15 protein-coding genes are annotated in these 17,616 nt (G+C 63.0%); 13 read left to right on the top strand and 2 right to left on the bottom strand.

Features of this window, described 5'->3' with window-relative positions; translation table 11 throughout:
• Positions 1 to 47 precede the first annotated feature (47 nt).
• The 10 genes from IMX18_RS05265 (at position 48) to IMX18_RS05310 (ending at position 9,087) form a co-directional block, all read left to right on the top strand.
• Positions 48 to 422 carry a chemotaxis response regulator CheY gene (locus IMX18_RS05265; RefSeq protein ID WP_161551427.1) on the top strand — a complete coding sequence of 125 codons (375 nt, stop codon included), beginning with the start codon at positions 48 to 50 and terminating at the stop codon, positions 420 to 422.
• A 20-nt stretch (positions 423 to 442) separates the two neighbouring features.
• The gene (locus tag IMX18_RS05270; protein ID WP_015271204.1) at positions 443 to 1,231 is read left to right on the top strand and encodes a protein phosphatase CheZ; all 789 of its coding nucleotides are present in this window, start codon (positions 443 to 445) and stop codon (positions 1,229 to 1,231) included.
• A gap of 12 nt (positions 1,232 to 1,243) precedes the next feature.
• Positions 1,244 to 3,484: a chemotaxis protein CheA gene (locus IMX18_RS05275; RefSeq protein WP_054573506.1), complete on the top strand. Its 2,241-nt coding sequence runs from the start codon at positions 1,244 to 1,246 to the stop codon at positions 3,482 to 3,484.
• 46 nt (positions 3,485 to 3,530) lie between these two features.
• Positions 3,531 to 4,670: a protein-glutamate methylesterase/protein-glutamine glutaminase gene (locus IMX18_RS05280; protein WP_054573507.1), complete on the top strand. Its 1,140-nt coding sequence runs from the start codon at positions 3,531 to 3,533 to the stop codon at positions 4,668 to 4,670.
• Positions 4,670 to 5,410 carry a flagellar motor protein gene (locus tag IMX18_RS05285; RefSeq protein ID WP_054573508.1) on the top strand — a complete coding sequence of 247 codons (741 nt, stop codon included), beginning with the start codon at positions 4,670 to 4,672 and terminating at the stop codon, positions 5,408 to 5,410. The genes IMX18_RS05280 and IMX18_RS05285 overlap by 1 nt, the downstream gene beginning before the upstream one ends.
• A gap of 3 nt (positions 5,411 to 5,413) precedes the next feature.
• Positions 5,414 to 6,271: a flagellar motor protein MotD gene (gene motD, locus IMX18_RS05290; RefSeq protein WP_013973579.1), complete on the top strand. Its 858-nt coding sequence runs from the start codon at positions 5,414 to 5,416 to the stop codon at positions 6,269 to 6,271.
• 216 nt (positions 6,272 to 6,487) lie between these two features.
• On the top strand, positions 6,488 to 7,276 hold the full coding sequence (locus tag IMX18_RS05295) for a ParA family protein (protein ID WP_013973578.1): 789 nt from the start codon (positions 6,488 to 6,490) through the stop codon (positions 7,274 to 7,276).
• Positions 7,276 to 8,169 carry a CheW domain-containing protein gene (locus IMX18_RS05300; protein ID WP_015271200.1) on the top strand — a complete coding sequence of 298 codons (894 nt, stop codon included), beginning with the start codon at positions 7,276 to 7,278 and terminating at the stop codon, positions 8,167 to 8,169. Before IMX18_RS05295 ends, IMX18_RS05300 begins: the two co-directional genes overlap by 1 nt.
• 41 nt (positions 8,170 to 8,210) lie before the next feature.
• Positions 8,211 to 8,690: a chemotaxis protein CheW gene (locus tag IMX18_RS05305; RefSeq protein WP_003254393.1), complete on the top strand. Its 480-nt coding sequence runs from the start codon at positions 8,211 to 8,213 to the stop codon at positions 8,688 to 8,690.
• Between the two features lies 1 nt (position 8,691).
• Positions 8,692 to 9,087 carry a DUF2802 domain-containing protein gene (locus tag IMX18_RS05310; protein ID WP_015271199.1) on the top strand — a complete coding sequence of 132 codons (396 nt, stop codon included), beginning with the start codon at positions 8,692 to 8,694 and terminating at the stop codon, positions 9,085 to 9,087.
• A 56-nt stretch (positions 9,088 to 9,143) separates the two neighbouring features.
• On the opposite strand, the gene IMX18_RS05315 is transcribed toward IMX18_RS05310, so the two are convergent.
• Positions 9,144 to 12,008, bottom strand: a complete 2,865-nt coding sequence (locus IMX18_RS05315; RefSeq protein WP_217190715.1) for a dermonecrotic toxin domain-containing protein — start codon at positions 12,006 to 12,008, stop codon at positions 9,144 to 9,146.
• On the bottom strand, positions 12,005 to 14,758 hold the full coding sequence (locus tag IMX18_RS05320) for a dermonecrotic toxin domain-containing protein (RefSeq protein ID WP_217190713.1): 2,754 nt from the start codon (positions 14,756 to 14,758) through the stop codon (positions 12,005 to 12,007). Before IMX18_RS05320 ends, IMX18_RS05315 begins: the two co-directional genes overlap by 4 nt.
• A gap of 233 nt (positions 14,759 to 14,991) precedes the next feature.
• On the opposite strand from IMX18_RS05320, the gene IMX18_RS05325 reads away from it, so the two are divergent.
• The 3 genes from IMX18_RS05325 (at position 14,992) to IMX18_RS05335 (ending at position 17,616) form a co-directional block, all read left to right on the top strand.
• Complete coding sequence (locus IMX18_RS05325; protein WP_100412950.1) at positions 14,992 to 15,567, top strand: GNAT family N-acetyltransferase; 576 nt, start codon at positions 14,992 to 14,994, stop codon at positions 15,565 to 15,567.
• Positions 15,568 to 15,640: 73 nt separating this feature from the next.
• Positions 15,641 to 16,363: an iron-containing redox enzyme family protein gene (locus tag IMX18_RS05330; protein ID WP_015271195.1), complete on the top strand. Its 723-nt coding sequence runs from the start codon at positions 15,641 to 15,643 to the stop codon at positions 16,361 to 16,363.
• A gap of 23 nt (positions 16,364 to 16,386) precedes the next feature.
• Positions 16,387 to 17,616, top strand: coding sequence for an MFS transporter (locus IMX18_RS05335; protein ID WP_003257315.1), 1,230 nt, complete (start codon positions 16,387 to 16,389; stop codon positions 17,614 to 17,616).

A 17,616-nucleotide genomic window follows, 5' to 3' on the forward strand; every position in this document is an offset into this window, starting at 1 on the left:
GGGCCGAGCGCGTTTGAGACTGCTTGGAGGTCTACTTGAACAAAGACATGAAAATCCTCATCGTTGACGACTTTTCGACGATGCGGCGGATCATCAAGAACCTGTTGCGTGACCTGGGCTTCACCAACACCGAAGAAGCCGATGACGGCACCACGGCGCTGCCGATGCTGGAGAACGGCCACTACGACTTCCTGGTGACCGACTGGAACATGCCTGGCATGTCCGGCATCGACCTGCTGCGCAAGGTGCGTGCCCACGATCGCCTGAAAACCATGCCGGTGCTGATGGTGACCGCCGAAGCCAAGCGCGACCAGATCATCGAAGCGGCCCAGGCCGGCGTCAATGGCTACGTGGTCAAGCCGTTCACCGCCCAGGTGCTCAAAGAAAAGATCGAGAAGATCTTCGAACGCGTCAACGGCTGAGTCACGTCAGGGGGCGCGCCATGGATTCATCACAAACGTCTTTGGGCGAGTTCGAATCGACCCTGAAGAAGCATGCCCAGGAGCTGGTCGAAAGCCTGGAGCGGGGCCGTTTCGGCGAGGCGGTGCAGCTGATTCACGAGCTGAACCAGACCCGCGACCGCGGCCTGTACCAGGAAGTCGGCAAGCTGACCCGCGAGCTGCACAGTGCCATTGTCAGTTTCCAGATCGACCCGACCATGCCGCAGGCCGAGGAGGTGTCGCAGATAACCGACGCCACCGAGCGCCTGTCGTACGTCGTCAGGCTCACCGAGGGCGCGGCCAATCGCACCATGGACCTGGTCGAGGAAAGCACCCCGGTGCTCAACGACCTGGCCAGCGAGGCCCAGGCACTGAGCACCGACTGGCAGCGTTTCATGCGCCGCGAAGTGGCTGCGCCGGAGTTCCGTGACCTGGTCAAGCGCGTCGACAGTTTCCTGACGCACAGCGCCGAAGGTAACCGCAAGGTCGCCGGCCACCTCAACGACATTCTGCTGGCCCAGGACTATCAGGACCTGACCGGCCAGGTGATCAAGCGCGTCACCACGTTGGTCACCGAGGTGGAAAGCAACCTGCTCAAACTGGTGCTGATGGCCAGCCAGGTCGACCGCTTTGCGGGCATCCAGCATGACCACGATCAACTGCGTGCAGAAAAAGATCGAGAAAAACATCCGACTCGGGGTGAAGGTCCGCAGATTCATGCCGATAAGCGTGAAGACGTCGTGTCCGGTCAGGACGATGTCGATGATCTGCTGTCCAGCCTGGGTTTTTAAGGAGCACGTTTGATGAGCTTCGGCGCCGATGAAGAAATCCTCCAGGATTTCCTGGTAGAAGCCGGCGAAATTCTTGAGCAACTGTCCGAGCAACTGGTCGAGCTGGAAAGCCGGCCCGACGATGCCGACCTGCTCAATGCGATCTTTCGCGGTTTCCACACTGTAAAAGGGGGCGCCGGCTTCCTTCAGCTGAACGAGCTGGTGGAGTGCTGCCATATCGCCGAGAACGTGTTCGACGTCCTGCGCAAAGGTGAGCGCCGGGTCGACGCGGAACTGATGGATGTGGTGCTCGAGGCACTGGACACGGTCAACAGCATGTTTGGCCAGGTGCGCGAGCGCGCCGAAGTGACCCCGGCTACCCCCGAGCTTTTGGCGGCGCTGTCGCGCCTGGCCGAGCCGGGGGGCGCCGTGGCCGTTGAAGCGCCTGCCGCCGCGGCACCGGCACCGGTTGCCGAAGCGCCTGCCGAGGAGCAGGACATCACCGACAGCGAGTTCGAACAGCTGCTCGATTCGCTCGATGCGGTCAAGGCGCAAGCTGCGGCCGACGAGCAGATGCAGGGCGAGACCGTGAGCGGTGAAGGTGACGAAATCACCGACGCCGAGTTCGAGTCGCTGCTCGACCAGTTGCACGGCAAAGGCCAGTTCAGCGCCGAAGTTGCCGCGCAGCCGGTTGCCGGCGCGCCGGAACCGGCCAGCGACGAAATTACCGACGCCGAATTCGAATCGCTGCTGGACCAGTTGCATGGCAAGGGCACCTTCCAGGCCGATGCCTTGCCCGCTGCCAAGGCGCTGGCGCCTGCTGCAACTGACACCAGTGCAGCCAGCGATGAAATCAGCGAGCACGAGTTCGAGGCGCTGCTGGACCAGTTGCACGGCAAAGGCAAGTTCGGCGGCGACGTGGCCGCCGTCGAAGCCCCGGCTGCAACCAAGGTGCAAGCGCCAGCTGCGGCCAAGGCCGACAGCCAGCCTGTGGCCAAGCCAGCAGCAGCTACTACTCCGGCACCGGCGCCGGCGCCTGCCAGCAAACCTGCCGCAGCACCCCGCGCCCCGGCCCCGGCCGCCGACAAGCATGGCGCCAGCGAAGCGGAAACCACCGTGCGGGTCGATACCGCGCGCCTGGACGAGATCATGAACATGGTCGGCGAGCTGGTGCTGGTGCGTAACCGTCTGGTGCGCCTGGGCCTTAACAGCGGTGACGAGGCCATGTCCAAGGCCGTGTCCAACCTCGACGTGGTTACCGCCGACCTGCAGACCGCGGTGATGAAAACCCGCATGCAGCCGATCAAGAAAGTCTTCGGCCGCTTCCCGCGCCTGGTGCGTGACCTGGCCCGCCAGCTCAAGAAAGAAATCAACCTGGAGCTGGTCGGCGAAGAGACCGACCTCGACAAGAACCTGGTCGAGGCCCTGGCCGACCCGTTGGTGCACCTGGTGCGCAACGCCGTCGACCATGGCGTGGAGATGCCCGAGGAGCGTGAAGCCTCCGGCAAGGCGCGTACCGGCCGCGTGGTGCTGTCGGCCGAGCAGGAAGGCGACCACATCCTGCTGTCGATCTCCGACGACGGCAAGGGCATGGACCCCAACATCCTGCGCGCCAAGGCCGTGGAAAAGGGCCTGATGGACAAGGATGCCGCCGATCGCCTGAGCGAGTCGGACTGCTACAACCTGATCTTCGCCCCAGGCTTCTCGACCAAGACCGAGATTTCCGACGTGTCCGGCCGCGGTGTGGGCATGGACGTGGTGAAGACCAAGATCTCCCAGCTCAACGGCTCGATCAACATCTTCTCGGCCAAGGGCCAGGGTTCGAAGATCGTCATCAAGGTGCCGCTGACCCTGGCGATCATGCCCACCTTGATGGTGATGCTGGGCAACCAGGCGTTTGCCTTCCCGCTGGTCAACGTCAACGAGATCTTCCACCTCGACCTGTCGCGCACCAACGTGGTCGACGGCCAGGAAGTGGTGATCGTACGCGACAAGGCGCTGCCGTTGTTCTACCTCAAGCGCTGGCTGGTCCAGGGCCAGGTGCACGAAGAGCAGCACGAGGGCCACGTGGTGATCCTGTCGGTCGGCACCCAGCGCATCGGCTTTGTCGTCGATCAACTGGTTGGCCAGGAAGAAGTGGTAATCAAGCCGCTGGGCAAGATGCTGCAGGGCACCCCGGGCATGTCCGGGGCCACCATCACCGGCGACGGTCGCATCGCGTTGATTCTCGACGTCCCGAGCATGCTCAAGCGTTACGCCGCGCGGCGTATTTGATTTCGGTGGCGCACCCTGGCGGGTTGCGCCGCCTAATGGAGTGTTTATGGCAGTCAAGGTCCTGGTGGTGGATGATTCCGGTTTCTTCCGCCGCCGCGTCTCGGAAATCCTCTCGGCGGATCCGACGATCCAGGTAGTGGGTACCGCGACCAACGGCAAGGAAGCAATCGACCAGGCGCTGGCGCTGAAGCCCGATGTCATCACCATGGACTACGAAATGCCCATGATGGACGGCATCACCGCGGTGCGGCACATCATGCAGCGCTGCCCGACGCCGGTGTTGATGTTCTCGTCGCTGACCCATGAAGGCGCCCGTGTCACCCTCGATGCGCTGGATGCCGGTGCGGTGGATTACCTGCCGAAGAACTTCGAGGACATCTCGCGCAACCCCGACAAGGTCAAGCAACTGCTGTGCGAGAAGGTGCATACCATTTCCCGCAGCAACCGCCGTTTTGGCAGCTACGCCAGCCATGCGCCGGTTGCCGCACCCGTACCCGCGCCGGCAGGCAGCGGTCACGCTGCTGCCAGCAGTTTCGCCAGCCCGGCAGCGGTGCGCACGCCTGCGCCTGCCCGTGCAGCGGCCCCGGCAGCGGCGCCAGCGCATTCGCCGGCACCCAAGCGCAAGCCATACAAACTGGTGGCCATCGGTACCTCCACGGGCGGCCCGGTCGCCCTGCAGCGGGTGCTGACCCAGCTGCCGGCCAACTTCCCGGCGCCGATCGTACTGATCCAGCACATGCCGGCGGCATTCACCAAGGCCTTTGCCGAGCGCCTGGACAAGCTGTGCCGCATCAGCGTCAAGGAAGCCGAGGACGGCGACATGCTGCGCCCGGGCCTGGCCCTGCTGGCCCCAGGTGGCAAGCAGATGATGATCGACGGCCGTGGCACAGTGAAGATCCTGCCCGGTGACGAGCGCCTGAACTACAAGCCGTGCGTGGACATCACCTTCGGCTCGGCGGCCAAGTCGTATGGCGACAAGGTGCTGTCGGTGGTGCTTACCGGCATGGGCGCCGATGGTCGTGAAGGGGCGCGCCTGCTCAAGCAGGGCGGCAGCACGGTCTGGGCCCAGGATGAAGCCAGCTGCGTGATCTATGGCATGCCCATGGCTATCGTCAAGGCCAACCTGGCCGACGCGGTGTACAGCCTGGACGAAATCGGCAAGCACCTGGTGGAGGCGTGCGTCTGATGGACGTGCTCAGCCTGATCGGCCTGATCCTCGCGTTTGTCGCCATCGTCGGTGGCAACTTCCTCGAAGGCGGCCATGTCGGCGCCCTGGTCAATGGCCCGGCGGCACTGATCGTGCTGGGCGGCACCCTGGCGGCGGCCTTGCTGCAGTCGCCGCTGTCGTCGTTCAAGCGTGCCTTGCAGATTTTGCGCTGGATCCTGTTTCCGCCACGGGTCGACCTGGCGGGCGGGGTAGACCGCGTCGTCAACTGGAGCCTGACCGCGCGCAAGGAAGGCCTGCTGGGCCTGGAAGGGGTGGCCGACAGCGAGCCAGACCCTTATGCGCGCAAGGGCCTGCAACTGCTGGTGGATGGTGCCGAGCCGGAGGCCATCCGCAGCATCCTCGAAGTCGACTTCCTGACCCAGGAAAGCCGTGATATCCAGGCCGCCAAGGTGTTCGAGAGCATGGGCGGCTACGCGCCGACCATCGGCATCATCGGTGCGGTGATGGGCCTGATTCACGTGATGGGCAACCTGGCCGACCCGTCGCAGTTGGGCAACGGCATTGCCGTGGCCTTCGTCGCGACCATCTACGGGGTGGCCAGCGCCAACCTGGTGCTGCTGCCGGTCGCCAACAAGCTCAAGGCCATCGTCATGCGCCAGTCGCGCTACCGCGAGATGCTGCTAGAGGGCCTGCTGTCGATTGCCGAGGGTGAGAACCCGCGCTCGATCGAGCTGAAGCTGCAAGGCTTCATGGAGTAACCCATGCGTCGCCGTCGTCATACCGAGGAGCACGAAAACCACGAACGCTGGCTGGTGTCGTACGCCGACTTCATTACCCTGCTGTTCGCCTTTTTCGTGGTGATGTACTCGATTTCCTCGATCAACGAGGGCAAGTACAAGGTCATTTCCCAGGCCTTGCTCGGGGTGTTCAACGACCCCGAGCGCAGCATGAAGCCGATCCCCATCGGTGAAGAGCGGCCGCTGAGCGTGCGCCCGGCCGAGCCGTTGGTGAAGGACAGCGAGCAGACCGATGCGGGCCTTGGGGCGACCAGTATCGACCCACTGAAAACCATCAGCGATGACGTGCGCGATGCCTTTGGCGACCTGATCAAAAGCGACCAGATGACTGTGCGCGGCAATGAGCTGTGGATCGAGATCGAGCTCAATTCCTCGTTGCTGTTCGGCAGTGGCGATGCCATGCCCAGCGACAAGGCATTTGCGATCATCGAGAAGGTGGCCGGCATTCTCAAGCCGTTCGCCAACCCGGTGCACGTCGAAGGCTTTACCGACAACCTGCCAATCCGCACTGCGCAGTACCCGACCAACTGGGAGCTGTCTTCGGCTCGGGCGGCAAGCATCGTGCGCCTGCTGGCCATGGAGGGGGTCAACCCGGCACGCATGGCCTCGGTCGGCTATGGCGAGTACCAGCCGGTTGCCAGCAACGACACTGCCGAAGGCCGTGCGCGCAATCGCCGCGTGGTGCTGGTGATTTCGCGCAACCTCGAAGTGCGCCGCAGCCTGACTGGCTCGGGCAGTGCCAATGCCACGCCGGATGCTGCATTGCGCCGGGCTGGCACACAAAGTGCACCGGCAACGCCAGCAACGGTGGCGGGGCAGTGATTCGTCAATTCCCCGACGCTGCCAAGTAGTTGAATGTAGCGCGGTCCTCTGTGGGAGCGGGTTCACCCGCGAAGAAGGTGACACGGTGCATGGCACCGGCTGCGCCGGTGTTCGCGGGTAAACCCGCTCCCACAGGGATCGCGCCAGCTTTCCGATGTTGAGCAAGACAGTTGCCCCAGCAGTGTCCCTGCCAAATCAATAGATAGAGTTTGCTTGATGAGAGTCTGGGCAGTAGCCAATCAAAAAGGTGGCGTCGGCAAGACCACCACTACCATCGCCCTGGCCGGCCTGCTGGCCGAGGCCGGCAAGCGTGTGGTCGTCGTCGACCTCGACCCGCACGGCTCGATGACCAGCTATTTCGGGCACAACCCCGATGCCCTGGAGCACAGCTGCTACGACCTGTTCCTGCACAAGGGCGCGGTGCCCGAGGGCCTGCCCGGGCAACTGCTGCTGCCCACCAGTGACGAACGCATCTCGCTGTTGCCGTCGAGTACCGCGCTGGCGGTGCTGGAGCGCCAGTCACCGGGGCAGAACGGCCTGGGCCTGGTGATCGCCAAGAGTCTGGCGCAGCTGTGGCAGGATTTCGACTATGCCCTGATCGACAGCCCACCCTTGCTCGGTGTGCTGATGGTCAATGCCCTGGCAGCCAGCCAGCAGCTGGTGATTCCGGTGCAAACCGAATTTCTCGCGGTAAAGGGCCTGGAGCGCATGGTCGGGACCCTGGCCATGGTCAACCGCTCGCGCAAGCAGGCGCTGCCGTACCAGATCGTGCCGACCTTGTTCGACCGCCGCACCCAGGCCTCGCTGGCCACGCTCAAGCTGCTGCGTGACACCTACGGCCAGCATGTGTGGCAGGGCTACATCCCGGTGGATACGCGCCTGCGCGATGCCAGCCGCAAGGGCGTCACGCCCTCGCAATTCGACAGCAAGAGCCGCGGGCTGGTTGCCTACAGGGCGCTGCTCAAGCACCTGCTGACCTACAAGACTGCGGCGCAGGTGGCCTGATGACCCAGACCCGGCAAACCAGTACCCGGCCACAGATGGCCCTGCAGTCGTACCTCGACGGCCTGCTGCAGGACGCCACCGAAGCCGAAGACCTGTTCGAGGCGCCAGCGGCGGCGGACGAGTTCGCCGAAGCGGTGCGCGAAGAGCAGGTGCGTGATGCCTTGCAGCAAGCCAGGCCGGCGTCAGCCGAAGCAACCGTCAGCCCCGCACCACGGCCGTTCGCCGAGCCCAGGCTGGCGGTGCTGCCACAGGTGATGCCGGTGGAGGCACCGGTAGTGACGGTGGTCGAGCGGGCGGTGGTGGCCGAGGCCAGCATCCCGGTGCTGGTCGAGGAGCAGACCGTGGAGCCGGCAGTGCCGCTGGTGGACGTACACCTGCCGGCGCCGCAGGTACCCGTGCCCCCGGCCACGGTCGATGGCCGCCCGGCCTGGGCCGCCGAGCCGTTCGAATGCCTGCTGTTCGACGTGGCGGGCCTGACCCTGGCGGTGCCGCTGGTGTGCCTGGGCTCGATCTACACCCTGGCCGGCCAGGAACTGACACCACTATTCGGCCAGCCGGATTGGTTTCTCGGCATCCTGACCTGCCAGGCCGGCAACCTGAAGGTGTTGGACACCGCGCGCTGGGTGATGCCCGATCGCTACCGCGATGATTTTCGCCAGGGCCTGCAGTACGTGATTTCCGTGCAGGGCTACGAATGGGGGCTGGCCGTACACCAGGTCAGCCGCTCGCTGCGCCTGGACCCGTCCGAGATCAAGTGGCGCAGCCAGCGTGGCCAGCGCCCGTGGCTGGCCGGCACGGTTATTGAACACATGTGTGCGCTGCTCGACGTCGCTGCACTGGCCGAGCTGATCGCCAGTGGTGCGGTCAAGCAGATGCACGCCAAACAGAAATGACACCGAACACACCGCCTGTGGCGGATTTTGAGGGTAGGGGAATGAAAAAGTCGTCTGCACAAGGTTCCGAAGATCCGATCCTGCAATGGGTTACCTTCCGTCTGGACAATGAGTCCTACGGCATCAACGTGATGCAGGTGCAGGAAGTGTTGCGCTACACCGAGATCGCCCCGGTGCCGGGTGCACCAAGCTACGTGCTGGGCATCATCAACCTGCGCGGCAACGTGGTGACCGTGATCGACACTCGCCAGCGCTTTGGCCTTATGCCGACTGAAGTCACCGACAACACCCGTATCGTCATCATCGAGGCCGACAAGCAAGTGGTCGGTATCCTGGTCGACAGCGTGGCCGAGGTGGTCTACCTGCGCCAGTCCGAGATCGAGACTGCACCGAACGTGGGTAACGAAGAGTCGGCCAAGTTCATCCAGGGCGTGTGCAACAAGAACGGCGAACTGCTGATCCTGGTCGAACTGGACAAGATGATGACCGAGGAAGAGTGGTCCGAGCTGGAGAACATCTGAGTTGATCCTAGAGGTTGCTGTCATCTTCCTGGCGCTGGTCTGGGCGCTGAGCCTGTGGTTTTTCCTCAACTACAGCAAGCGCCAGCGCGAGCTGGCTGCGCAGCAGGCAGCGGGTGACGCGCTGCGTGACCAGCGCATCAAGGACCTGGCCAAGCGCCTGGACGATTACCAGAACGGTACCGTGCGCATGGGCGAGGCGCTGCATGACTTGCGCGTGGCGGTTGCGCCGCTGCCCGACAAGATCCAGCAACTGGAGCAGCGCGACCCGCACAACGTCACCTTCACCCAAGCGGCCAAGCTGGTGGGCATGGGCGCCAGCGTGGCCGAGCTGACCGAAAGCTGCGGCCTGACCCAGGCCGAGGCAGAACTGATGAGCAAGCTGCATCGCGGCAACTGATTGCCATGAGTCTTGTGCGGCCCCAGGCACAGCGGCCGCGCAAGCCCGACCGGCCGTCAGTAACCCTGAGCGTTCCCTGCCATTGCGACCTCTTCCAGGGGTAGCAACCGCAGCTCTGCACGCCGTTGTGCTGCTTCATCCAGCAGCGCGTCGTAGTTCAGGGTGTGCATGTTTGCCAGGTCCGCCACCTGCCTGAAGGTGTAGAGCTCAGGTAGACGTTGGTCGATTACATGGTTGAGCACCGCGGGCCCGGTCAGCGTGTTGAGCCTTTCGGTATAGGCCTGGAATGCCGCCGCATGCTGCCGCGGCGGTTTGGGAGCCTCGTAGAACGCCTGGCCCTCCGGGGTGAGGTAACGGCCCAGGATCTCGTCCGAAATGGCGTTCAGCACCGGATTGCCAGCACGGCTGCCAATCATGCTGGTGTTGTAGCTGGTATACATGCCCAATTGCGCATTGCACACCGGGCTCCTCAACAGCAGCCCGTCGAGGGGCGTGGTGAGCGGTACGCTGTCGATCTTTGCCCGTAACTGCCCGGTTGCGTCCGGCTCGACCAACAGATGGTCGTCAATATCCAGGTAGATGCCGCCTTCGCTATGCAGGATGCGGTAGCGCAAAATATCGGAGGCCGAGGAGAAGTTGCTGGCCACACCGCCATTTCCTTCCAGCGCAGCCTGGTACTGGTCGAAGTATTCACTTGCCGCGAATTGATGATAGAAAGTCTGCTGCTCCAGTACTGCAACCTTCAATCCCCTGTCGATGCGGGGCTGCAGCAGGGTCATGTTACGTTCGAATGCCTGAGGGTTGGCGTTGGAGAGGTAGAGTTTGAGCGTGAAATCGCTGTTGCGTAGTGCCTGCACGTTGTTGTCGAGCGCGGCCAGGTAATCACCGGCGATCGTCCTGTCACCCAGCCAGATGTGAAATACCTGCCTGGGGACGGGTATGCCTGGTGCAGTCCCCAGCGCATCGAGGTCGATGGGCAGCTGCAGATCGATACCCAGTGCCCGCAGCGTGCGCGAGCGCGATGCCGGGCTGATTTCCCGCAACGGGTCCGTATCGGGCAGCAGTCGGCTGATCGAGGGCTGCAGCGGATCGGCGCTGGCCACATAGTGCTGGGCGCCGCGTGTGCCGTTGGGGTACTTGAGCACGAAACTGTCCTGTCGGGCGTCGTAGTACAGCGGGTGTGGGCCATTCCCCGCATCGCCGATCAGTTCGTCACCTGTGCCGAATGCCTTGCGCCGCGTTACGCAGCGGGCAACGTGTGAGTCTGCGCCGGGCAAGGTGGTGGCTACTTGGTCACCCGCTACTGCCAAGTCCTGGAAATAGGGTGTCATCGCAGGCCCGGGCCAGCGTGGCGGCGAGACCGGGCTCAGCGGGTAGCCTATGCGGCCATTGAGCCTCACCGGTTTGATGAAGCCAATGGGGCGTTGGCCGAACAGCGCCTTGCTCGCCTTGACCCCGCGCGCCAGCCCCGGGGCTGCGTTCAGCAGGCCGAACACGGCCTGCTCCGCGCCTTCGAGCTGTTGGTTCACATCCTTGCCGTGCAGCGCCTGGTCCAGGCCTACTGTAAATTGGGCCACCCCGGCCACGGCAGCCAGGGGTAGCAGTCCGGGAACCACCAGCAGAAACGGTGTGGCCAGGTTCATGGTCAGGTAGAAATAGCTGCGCCATGCGGCCTTGGTCACTTCACTGTCGCGCGTGATCAGGAAGTCGGCGTCGGATTGGCTGCGTTGACGTTGTGCCACCGTCAATGCATCGAACAGGTTGTATTCGATGCGTGGGCTGGAGGTGTCTGCCTTGTAGTTGATCAGGGTGTGCGGGTTCCAAACCCTGGCCAGGCGATACACGCTGGTTGCAGGCAGGATGATCTGGCGGGGCGGGAAATCGGCCATGCCCTGAAGTACCCGACGCAACCCCGAGCGGCCAATCCTGTCCGGAATATCGCAGGCCCTGAAGTGGGCAAGCAGGGCTGCCCGTTTGTCGGCGTCGCGGCACTGCCTGGCAAGCCACGCACGCATGGCGCCTGGGTTGGCGAACTCATGCAACGGCGCCGCATTGCCCGGTATGTACAGCAAGGTCAGGCGGCTGCGCATATCGCTCAGGCAGAGGATGTCGCTCGATGGGTAGCCATTGATGTTCAGCAGCCTGGCCTCTACCCCGTTGTCACTGAGGTTGGCGCCGTGGTGCCAGCGTTCCACGCCTGCCGCCCGCCACGCCAGGCTGCGCCCCTGTTCACTGAGTTTGCCCCGCAATGCTTGCCTGTTGCAGGCAGCGAGGAATGCGATGCACGCGCTGACGCTGTACTGGCTGGCGGCATGGGCCCAGAAGTCATCGAGCTGGCGTTTGAATACACCCTGGAAGTCGAGTTGCCAGATGAAGGACTGGAAGGTCGTGGCGTCGAACTGCACATAAGTGCTGGCGTCGTAGCGCATGGGTGCGGTCTGGCGGAAAAGGCCATGGAATTCGGTGTGCACATCGATGTCGTGGTCCAGGCCACTTCCTGGCAATTCATCGACGATCGTCACCTGGCCATTGCTGAAGGCCTGGGCCCAGGGCGCTCGACCGTGTGGCAGGGAAAGCTCTGGCAGTACACCTAGCAGGTCGACGGTGGCCGTCCCGCCTCTTAGCAGCAGCTGCGCGGTTTGCTCGGCAACCTTGGAGTAGCCGCTTTGCTGCCAGTTGCCAAGCAGCGCTTCGGTCAGGCTCATTTGTTGGACGATCTTGGCCAGCCAGCCCCGCTTGGAAACGAATTTGCAATGCAAGGTCACTGCAAGCGTGTTGTCGGGTTCCACGTCCAGCCGCTGCTGGCTGGCCCATTCGCGGATGGCTGCACTGGCACTGCGGTCAGGCCGAGGCACGGAACCCAGCATTGCCTTGACGTAGTCTTGGCCGGCTGCGCCGACCACAGGTTGGCGCGGGTTCATGTTCGGCTCCAGGAATGGTTGCCACCGACAGTGGCGAAGCGGTTCAGGGGCAGGAGCGTACGCACCGAATCGCGCATGCGTGGCAGATCGACGAACCGGTAGGCATTGATGCGCGGCATCCCATAAAGATTGGTGAGCTGGCGCAGGATGCGCAGGCTCGGCAGTTGCCGATCGACCACGTCGCTGAGCAGGGCAGGGCCGGTGAGGTAGCTCAGGAGGCTGGCATACTCATAGAAATTCCCCGGGTCTTCAGCCAGGCTGGGCTTGCTGTCGTAGAAGTCGCGATTGAGCTGGTAGCGTGCGTACATCTCTTCGGAAATGGCCTCCAGGGTGGGGTTGCCGGGGTGGCTGCCGATAAGGCTGGAGTTGTAGAGGCTGTTCATGCTCATCTTTTCATTGGACATGGGCGGTACCAGCAGCAGCCCATTGGCGTCCGTGCTCAAATCGACCTGATCGATGGGTTCACCGGCGGCACCTACCGGTTGGCCGTCGATGATCAATGAGTATTCGCCTGGCGCGAGCAAGGTGTCATCGACATCCATGTACAGGCCACCTTCGTGGTGCAGCATCGGGTAGCGCAGCACATCGCATGCCGATGCATAGTTGCGGGCAACGCCGCCGTTGCCATCCAGGGCAGCGTCGTACTGCGCGTAGTACCTGCTTTGGCGGAAAGCCCTGAAGAAGGCCTGCTCTTCCAAGGGCAGCACCTGCAAACCCGGGGCATGACTGGCCAGCAGCTCCAGGTTTTCGGCATAGGCCTGCCGGGCAGTGCTGGAAAGGAACAACCGCATGCTGTATTCGCTACCTTGCAACCGCGCTGCGTTCTGGCCCAAGTTGGCCAGCAGCTCCGGGCCGATGATCTGGTCACCGACCCACAGGCAGGAGATGTGCTTGGGTATTGGCCAACTGCCTGGCGCTCTGGCCGGCACCTGTAGCGGCAATGGCAGGTCCACGCCCAGCGCCCGCAGGGTACGACTGCGCATCGCATGGGTAACCACGCGCCCTTGTGGTGCGGGGCGCAGGTTCCGGCTGCCGGGTACCGCCACGAAGCCGACAGGGTCGACCTGGTTCAGGTCTTCGGCCCGAATGAATACGTCCCGCTCCATGTCGTAGATCACCCTGGCGTTGTAGCCATCGATGTTCGCTGCCAGGGTGTCTGGCTCACCATCGTACTGGGGTGTACGAATGACGGCGTCGGCAACTGCCTGGTCAGCGTCCTCCAGTGGCTCTATCGGGTCGGTGATATGGAAGTAGCTTGCGCCCTCGGGCTCCGGGAAGCGCGGTGGCGAGAGCGGGCTCAGGGGGTAGCCGATCTGTTCATTCAGCCGCGTCGGCGGCGCGAAACCTTCGACCTTGAATTCGAACAACGCCTGGGCCCTTGCGGCAGCGCCTGCCGCCAGGGGCAAGGCGTTGAACAGGCCCCAGGTGATGTTGCCGATGCCTTCCTGCTGCTGCTGAAGTGACTTGCCGTTGATTGCCTGGTCGAGCCCCAGGCCAAGCTGGGCGATACCGCCGACGGCCAGCAGCGGCCCCAGGCCGGGTACTACCAGGCACAGTGGCGCCAGCAGGTTGAGCGTAGTGGCCAGGTAGCCACGCCACCTGGCCTTGATGACTTCGCTGTCAGCCGTGATCAGAAACGCGGCATCGTCGTAGCTGCGCTGACGCTGGCGCTCGGCCAGTGCCTGGAACAGGTCGCCCTTGATTTTGGGGTTGTACTTGGCTGGTCGATAATTGACATAGGTCTGCGGCGGCCAGGTGCCGTCGTCGTTGAAATAGCCGTGTTCGGGCGGCAGCAGGTGCCGTTCAGGGTAGGCGCCCAGCCCCTCCATGGCAGTGTCCAGGCCGCTGAAGTCGAGGCCTTGCGGACAATCTGCCAGGCGAAAGTGCTGTTTCAGGGCCTGGCGCCTGGTCGGGTCTTTGCATTGTTCACCGACCCAGGCCTTCAATTCTCGTTCGCTGCTGAACGTCAGCAACGGTGAGCTGTTGCCAGGTACGTACAGCACCGTCAGGTCGGTGGCGGGGTCGTTCAGGTACAGCAGGTCGGTCGCTGCATAGCCGTAGATGCTCAACGTGCTGCGTCGCAGCCTGTTGCGCCGTGGCATCAGCCCGGCCGCTTGCCAGACCAGTTGCCGTGCAGGTTCGCTGAGGCTGCCCTCGCTGACCTGTCTGTTGCAGGCTGCGATGAAGTTGAGCTTCAGCGCCAGCCTGTGACTGTGCAGATGGTCACGCCAGTAGACATCCAGCGCCGCCTTGAAAGGCTGCTGGAAGTCCAGGTTGTTGATGAACTGCTGGAAGGCTTCGGCGCTTACCGGCAAATGGGTGGAAGCGTCGTAGCGTTGCGCGGTAGTGCGCCGGAACAGTCCGTTGAATACCTCGAAGGGTGCCCCGTAGTGATTGAAGGCGGGGGCCGGGAGGGTGTCCACCAACCGTATCGGACCTGCGGGTAACGCACCGGCCCATGGTGCTTGCAGCAGCTTGCCGAACACGTCACTGGCCGACTCGCCCTGCCAGTTGCCCAGCAGTGCCTGGGTCAGGCTGGTGCGCTGGCTGATCGCGGCCAGCTGGCCACCTGCGCCATCCGAACAGTAGTGGAGGGTAACGACGTCGAGCTGGTCCGGGTCCAGGTCATGGCCTTGCTGCGCAAGCCATTGGCGGATGGCGCGGTTGGCCTCACGATCGGGGCGGGGCACATGGCCAAGGTGGTCTATAACGTAATGCGTGCCCATCACGTTGATGCGGGTCGAATGCATGGGGGGTATACCTTGCGCTGAGATGAGGTCGGCAAGGTTGAAACAGGGGCGCGGGAAAACGGTGGTAGATATTTCGGTACAGGACCTGACCGGTCTCATCGCACCTGGCCTCGGTCGCTGATGGCATTTTGCATGTATGTCACTATCCTTCCGTTTCCTGTCCGGTTCCCTTCTTACCCGGGGTCTTACTTAAACGTTTAAATCCCTGCCTGTACGCACAAGGGATTTACGCAATGAACACCCTCTCTTCAAAGCAGTTGGCCCCCGGCGAACCACAGTTGCAGTGGTTGCGCCAGGCTGACAGCCATACCGCGCCAGCCATCATGCAACTCATCAACAGCACGGTTGGCGATGGCGGTGTTCTGGGTTACGAGCACGAGATGTCTGCCGGGCAGAGCGTCGAATTCACGGCCTCGCTGCAAGAGCGCATCCGTGGCGGCGATACCCACGTCCTGCTCGGCAAGGCAATGGCAGGGCCGGCATGCCTGGTCATCCTTTCGCGCAGCAGCATGCCGAACTGCCGGCATATTGCCGACCTTAGCAAGGGCGTGGTGCATCCGGCCTATCGCGGGTCCGGCCTGGTGGCACGGGCTTTCTGCGAAGTCGTGCGCTTGTGCCAGGCCCAAGGTATCGAGCTGTTGACCCTGGATGTGCGCGAGGGCACTCGTGCACACCGGTTATGGCAATCCTTCGGGTTTCAGACCTACGGCGTGCTTGACGACTACGCGCGGGTCGATGGCGTGAAGCATCGCGGCCATTACATGGCCCAGACCGTGGAAAGCCTTGCGCTGCGACTCAACCTGCACTGAATTGCCCTTCATTGACCCCGCCTGCGGTCATCCCCGTCAACGGCAACTGCTCATTCACCCAAGGAACGCCCCAATGGCCTTATCTACTGCAGATTTTCGCGATCAGTTGGAGCAGAAACTGCACCACCATCTGACCTTGTCCCACCCGATATTCGAGGAATTGCTTGCGCCTGAGGGCAACCGGCTGCTGCTGCGCAAGGTCGCGCTGCAAGGCTACCAGCTCACCAAGTATTTCCTGACTTATGTCGAGCACTTGTTCTTTCATTGCCCGCTGCCCGCCCACAAGCGGGCATTGATCACCAATTGCTTCGAAGAAGAAACCGGCCGGCTTTCGCGCACCGATAACCATGTCGTGCTCATGCAGAACTTCCTGCGGGCGCTCGGTATCACCGATGCCGAGCGTGATGCCGAGCAACCGCTGCCAGCCACCCGGGAGTTGATCGATTTCCGCCTGCAGGCGGTACGGGACCCGGCGCGTTATCACATTGGTGCAGCAGCAGTGATGATCGCCAGCGAGGGGCAGAACCTCGAGACCGTCGCTGGAGATGCACGGCACGTGTTGCTGGGGCGAGCCTATGGCCTGACCGAACAGGACCTGCTGTTCTTCTCGGTGCACCAGAAGGAAGACGTGGGCCACGTCAATGAAGGCTTGGACCTTGTCTCGCAGTTGTGCACCACCGCGCAGATGCAGGAAGAGGCGTTGCAGGCGGTAGACCACACCTGCCGGCTGTTCTACGCAATGTACGAAAACATGTACCAAGCCTATTGCCGAGCTCCGCAAGCCGAGGCGGTGTAATGCCCACACGATAAGGATTGGCCATGAAACAGAAATTCAGCTCTACCTTGATCGTCTCGGTGCTGGTAGTCGGCTTCGTGGTGATGTTTCTGTCCAGCGCATTGAAAGGGTTGTACCAAGTCTACTTCGTCGACCTGGCCTCGCACTTTGGCGAGGGGCGCGCAGCCTTGGCCACCGCAGGATCGCTGTTCGTCCTGACCATTGGCCTGGTGTCGCCCGTGGTGGGGTGGCTGAGCGACCGGGTTGGCCCCTTGAGCACGGTGGCCCTTGGCAGTCTCAGCGGCGGGGTGGTGCTGCTGGGCGTGACCTTCGCCGGCACGCACCTGCTGGTGTTCACCCTGGTGTATGGCCTGCTTGGAGCCTTTGCCCTTGCGGCGATGACCTATGTACCCATGGGTATTCTGGTCGATCGCCTGGTCGCCGAACGGTTCAAGGCCTTCGCTTTCGCATTCGTCACCAACGGCACGTCCATCGGCTTCATCGTGCTGTCGCCGTTGTGGATCATGCTGCAGCAGAGCGTGCCCTGGCAGTCGGTGTTCTCTTGGGTTGGCCTGATCTTCCTGGTGCCTTTGAGCCTGGCGCTGTATTGGGTATCCCGCACCGTGCCGCTGAAGCCCGACCCGCAGGCGGCAAAGGTCAGGCATCCGGTGATGTTTCTGCTGCGTGACCCGCGCTTCTTCGTGCTGGCGCTCAGTTTCGCCAGTTGTGGTGCCACCATGGCGTTCATCGATGTTCATCTGGTGTCGTTCTGGCAGGGTGAGGCGCTGCCCAGTTCGGTGCAGGCCAGCGGCCTGAGCCTGCTGGGTGTGCTGGAACTGGTCAGCGGCCTGCTGGCGGGTTGGTTGGCCACCCGCTACAACAAGGGCCTGCTGCTGATGATGTTCTACCTGCTGCGAACCGCTGCGGTCATCGTGCTGCTGACCACGCCCGGGCCCCTCGGAACGTACGTGTTCGCTGTGCTGTTTGGCGCCAGTTACCTCGGAACGGTGGTGCTCACGTCTGCCTTCTGCTTCGCGCTGTATGGCGCCGAAATCAAAGGCAAGGTGTTTGGGATGCTGTTCCTGGTACACCAACTTGGCGCTTTGGTAGCCACGCAGCTGGGCGCACTGGATTTCGACCGGCATCAAAGCTACCAGCTGACCTTGGCCGGCCTGGCCACGGCCACGGCGGTGGCTGCCCTGGCATCCTTGTGGCTGGTAGCGGTTCGCCCTTCAAGCGAAACCCTGGCCACTCAACTCGCCGAACCTGAATAG

The sequence above is a fragment of the Pseudomonas shirazica genome, from assembly GCF_015168335.1.
GTDB classification, from domain to species: domain Bacteria; phylum Pseudomonadota; class Gammaproteobacteria; order Pseudomonadales; family Pseudomonadaceae; genus Aquipseudomonas; species Aquipseudomonas asiatica.

Bases quoted from the DNA above. Each gene is read 5' to 3' on its own strand.
- IMX18_RS05285 (WP_054573508.1), top strand. From the start codon at position 4,670: ATGGACGTGCTCAGCCTGATCGGCCTGATCCTCGCGTTTGTCGCCATC.
- IMX18_RS05300 (WP_015271200.1), top strand. From the start codon at position 7,276: ATGACCCAGACCCGGCAAACCAGTACCCGGCCACAGATGGCCCTGCAG.
- IMX18_RS05265 (WP_161551427.1), top strand. From the start codon at position 48: ATGAAAATCCTCATCGTTGACGACTTTTCGACGATGCGGCGGATCATC.
- IMX18_RS05305 (WP_003254393.1), top strand. From the start codon at position 8,211: ATGAAAAAGTCGTCTGCACAAGGTTCCGAAGATCCGATCCTGCAATGG.
- IMX18_RS05335 (WP_003257315.1), top strand. From the start codon at position 16,387: ATGAAACAGAAATTCAGCTCTACCTTGATCGTCTCGGTGCTGGTAGTC.
- IMX18_RS05295 (WP_013973578.1), top strand. From the start codon at position 6,488: ATGAGAGTCTGGGCAGTAGCCAATCAAAAAGGTGGCGTCGGCAAGACC.
- IMX18_RS05320 (WP_217190713.1), bottom strand. From the start codon at position 14,758: ATGCATTCGACCCGCATCAACGTGATGGGCACGCATTACGTTATAGAC.
- IMX18_RS05330 (WP_015271195.1), top strand. From the start codon at position 15,641: ATGGCCTTATCTACTGCAGATTTTCGCGATCAGTTGGAGCAGAAACTG.
- IMX18_RS05315 (WP_217190715.1), bottom strand. From the start codon at position 12,008: ATGAACCCGCGCCAACCTGTGGTCGGCGCAGCCGGCCAAGACTACGTC.
- IMX18_RS05275 (WP_054573506.1), top strand. From the start codon at position 1,244: ATGAGCTTCGGCGCCGATGAAGAAATCCTCCAGGATTTCCTGGTAGAA.
- motD (WP_013973579.1), top strand. From the start codon at position 5,414: ATGCGTCGCCGTCGTCATACCGAGGAGCACGAAAACCACGAACGCTGG.
- IMX18_RS05280 (WP_054573507.1), top strand. From the start codon at position 3,531: ATGGCAGTCAAGGTCCTGGTGGTGGATGATTCCGGTTTCTTCCGCCGC.
- IMX18_RS05325 (WP_100412950.1), top strand. From the start codon at position 14,992: ATGAACACCCTCTCTTCAAAGCAGTTGGCCCCCGGCGAACCACAGTTG.
- IMX18_RS05270 (WP_015271204.1), top strand. From the start codon at position 443: ATGGATTCATCACAAACGTCTTTGGGCGAGTTCGAATCGACCCTGAAG.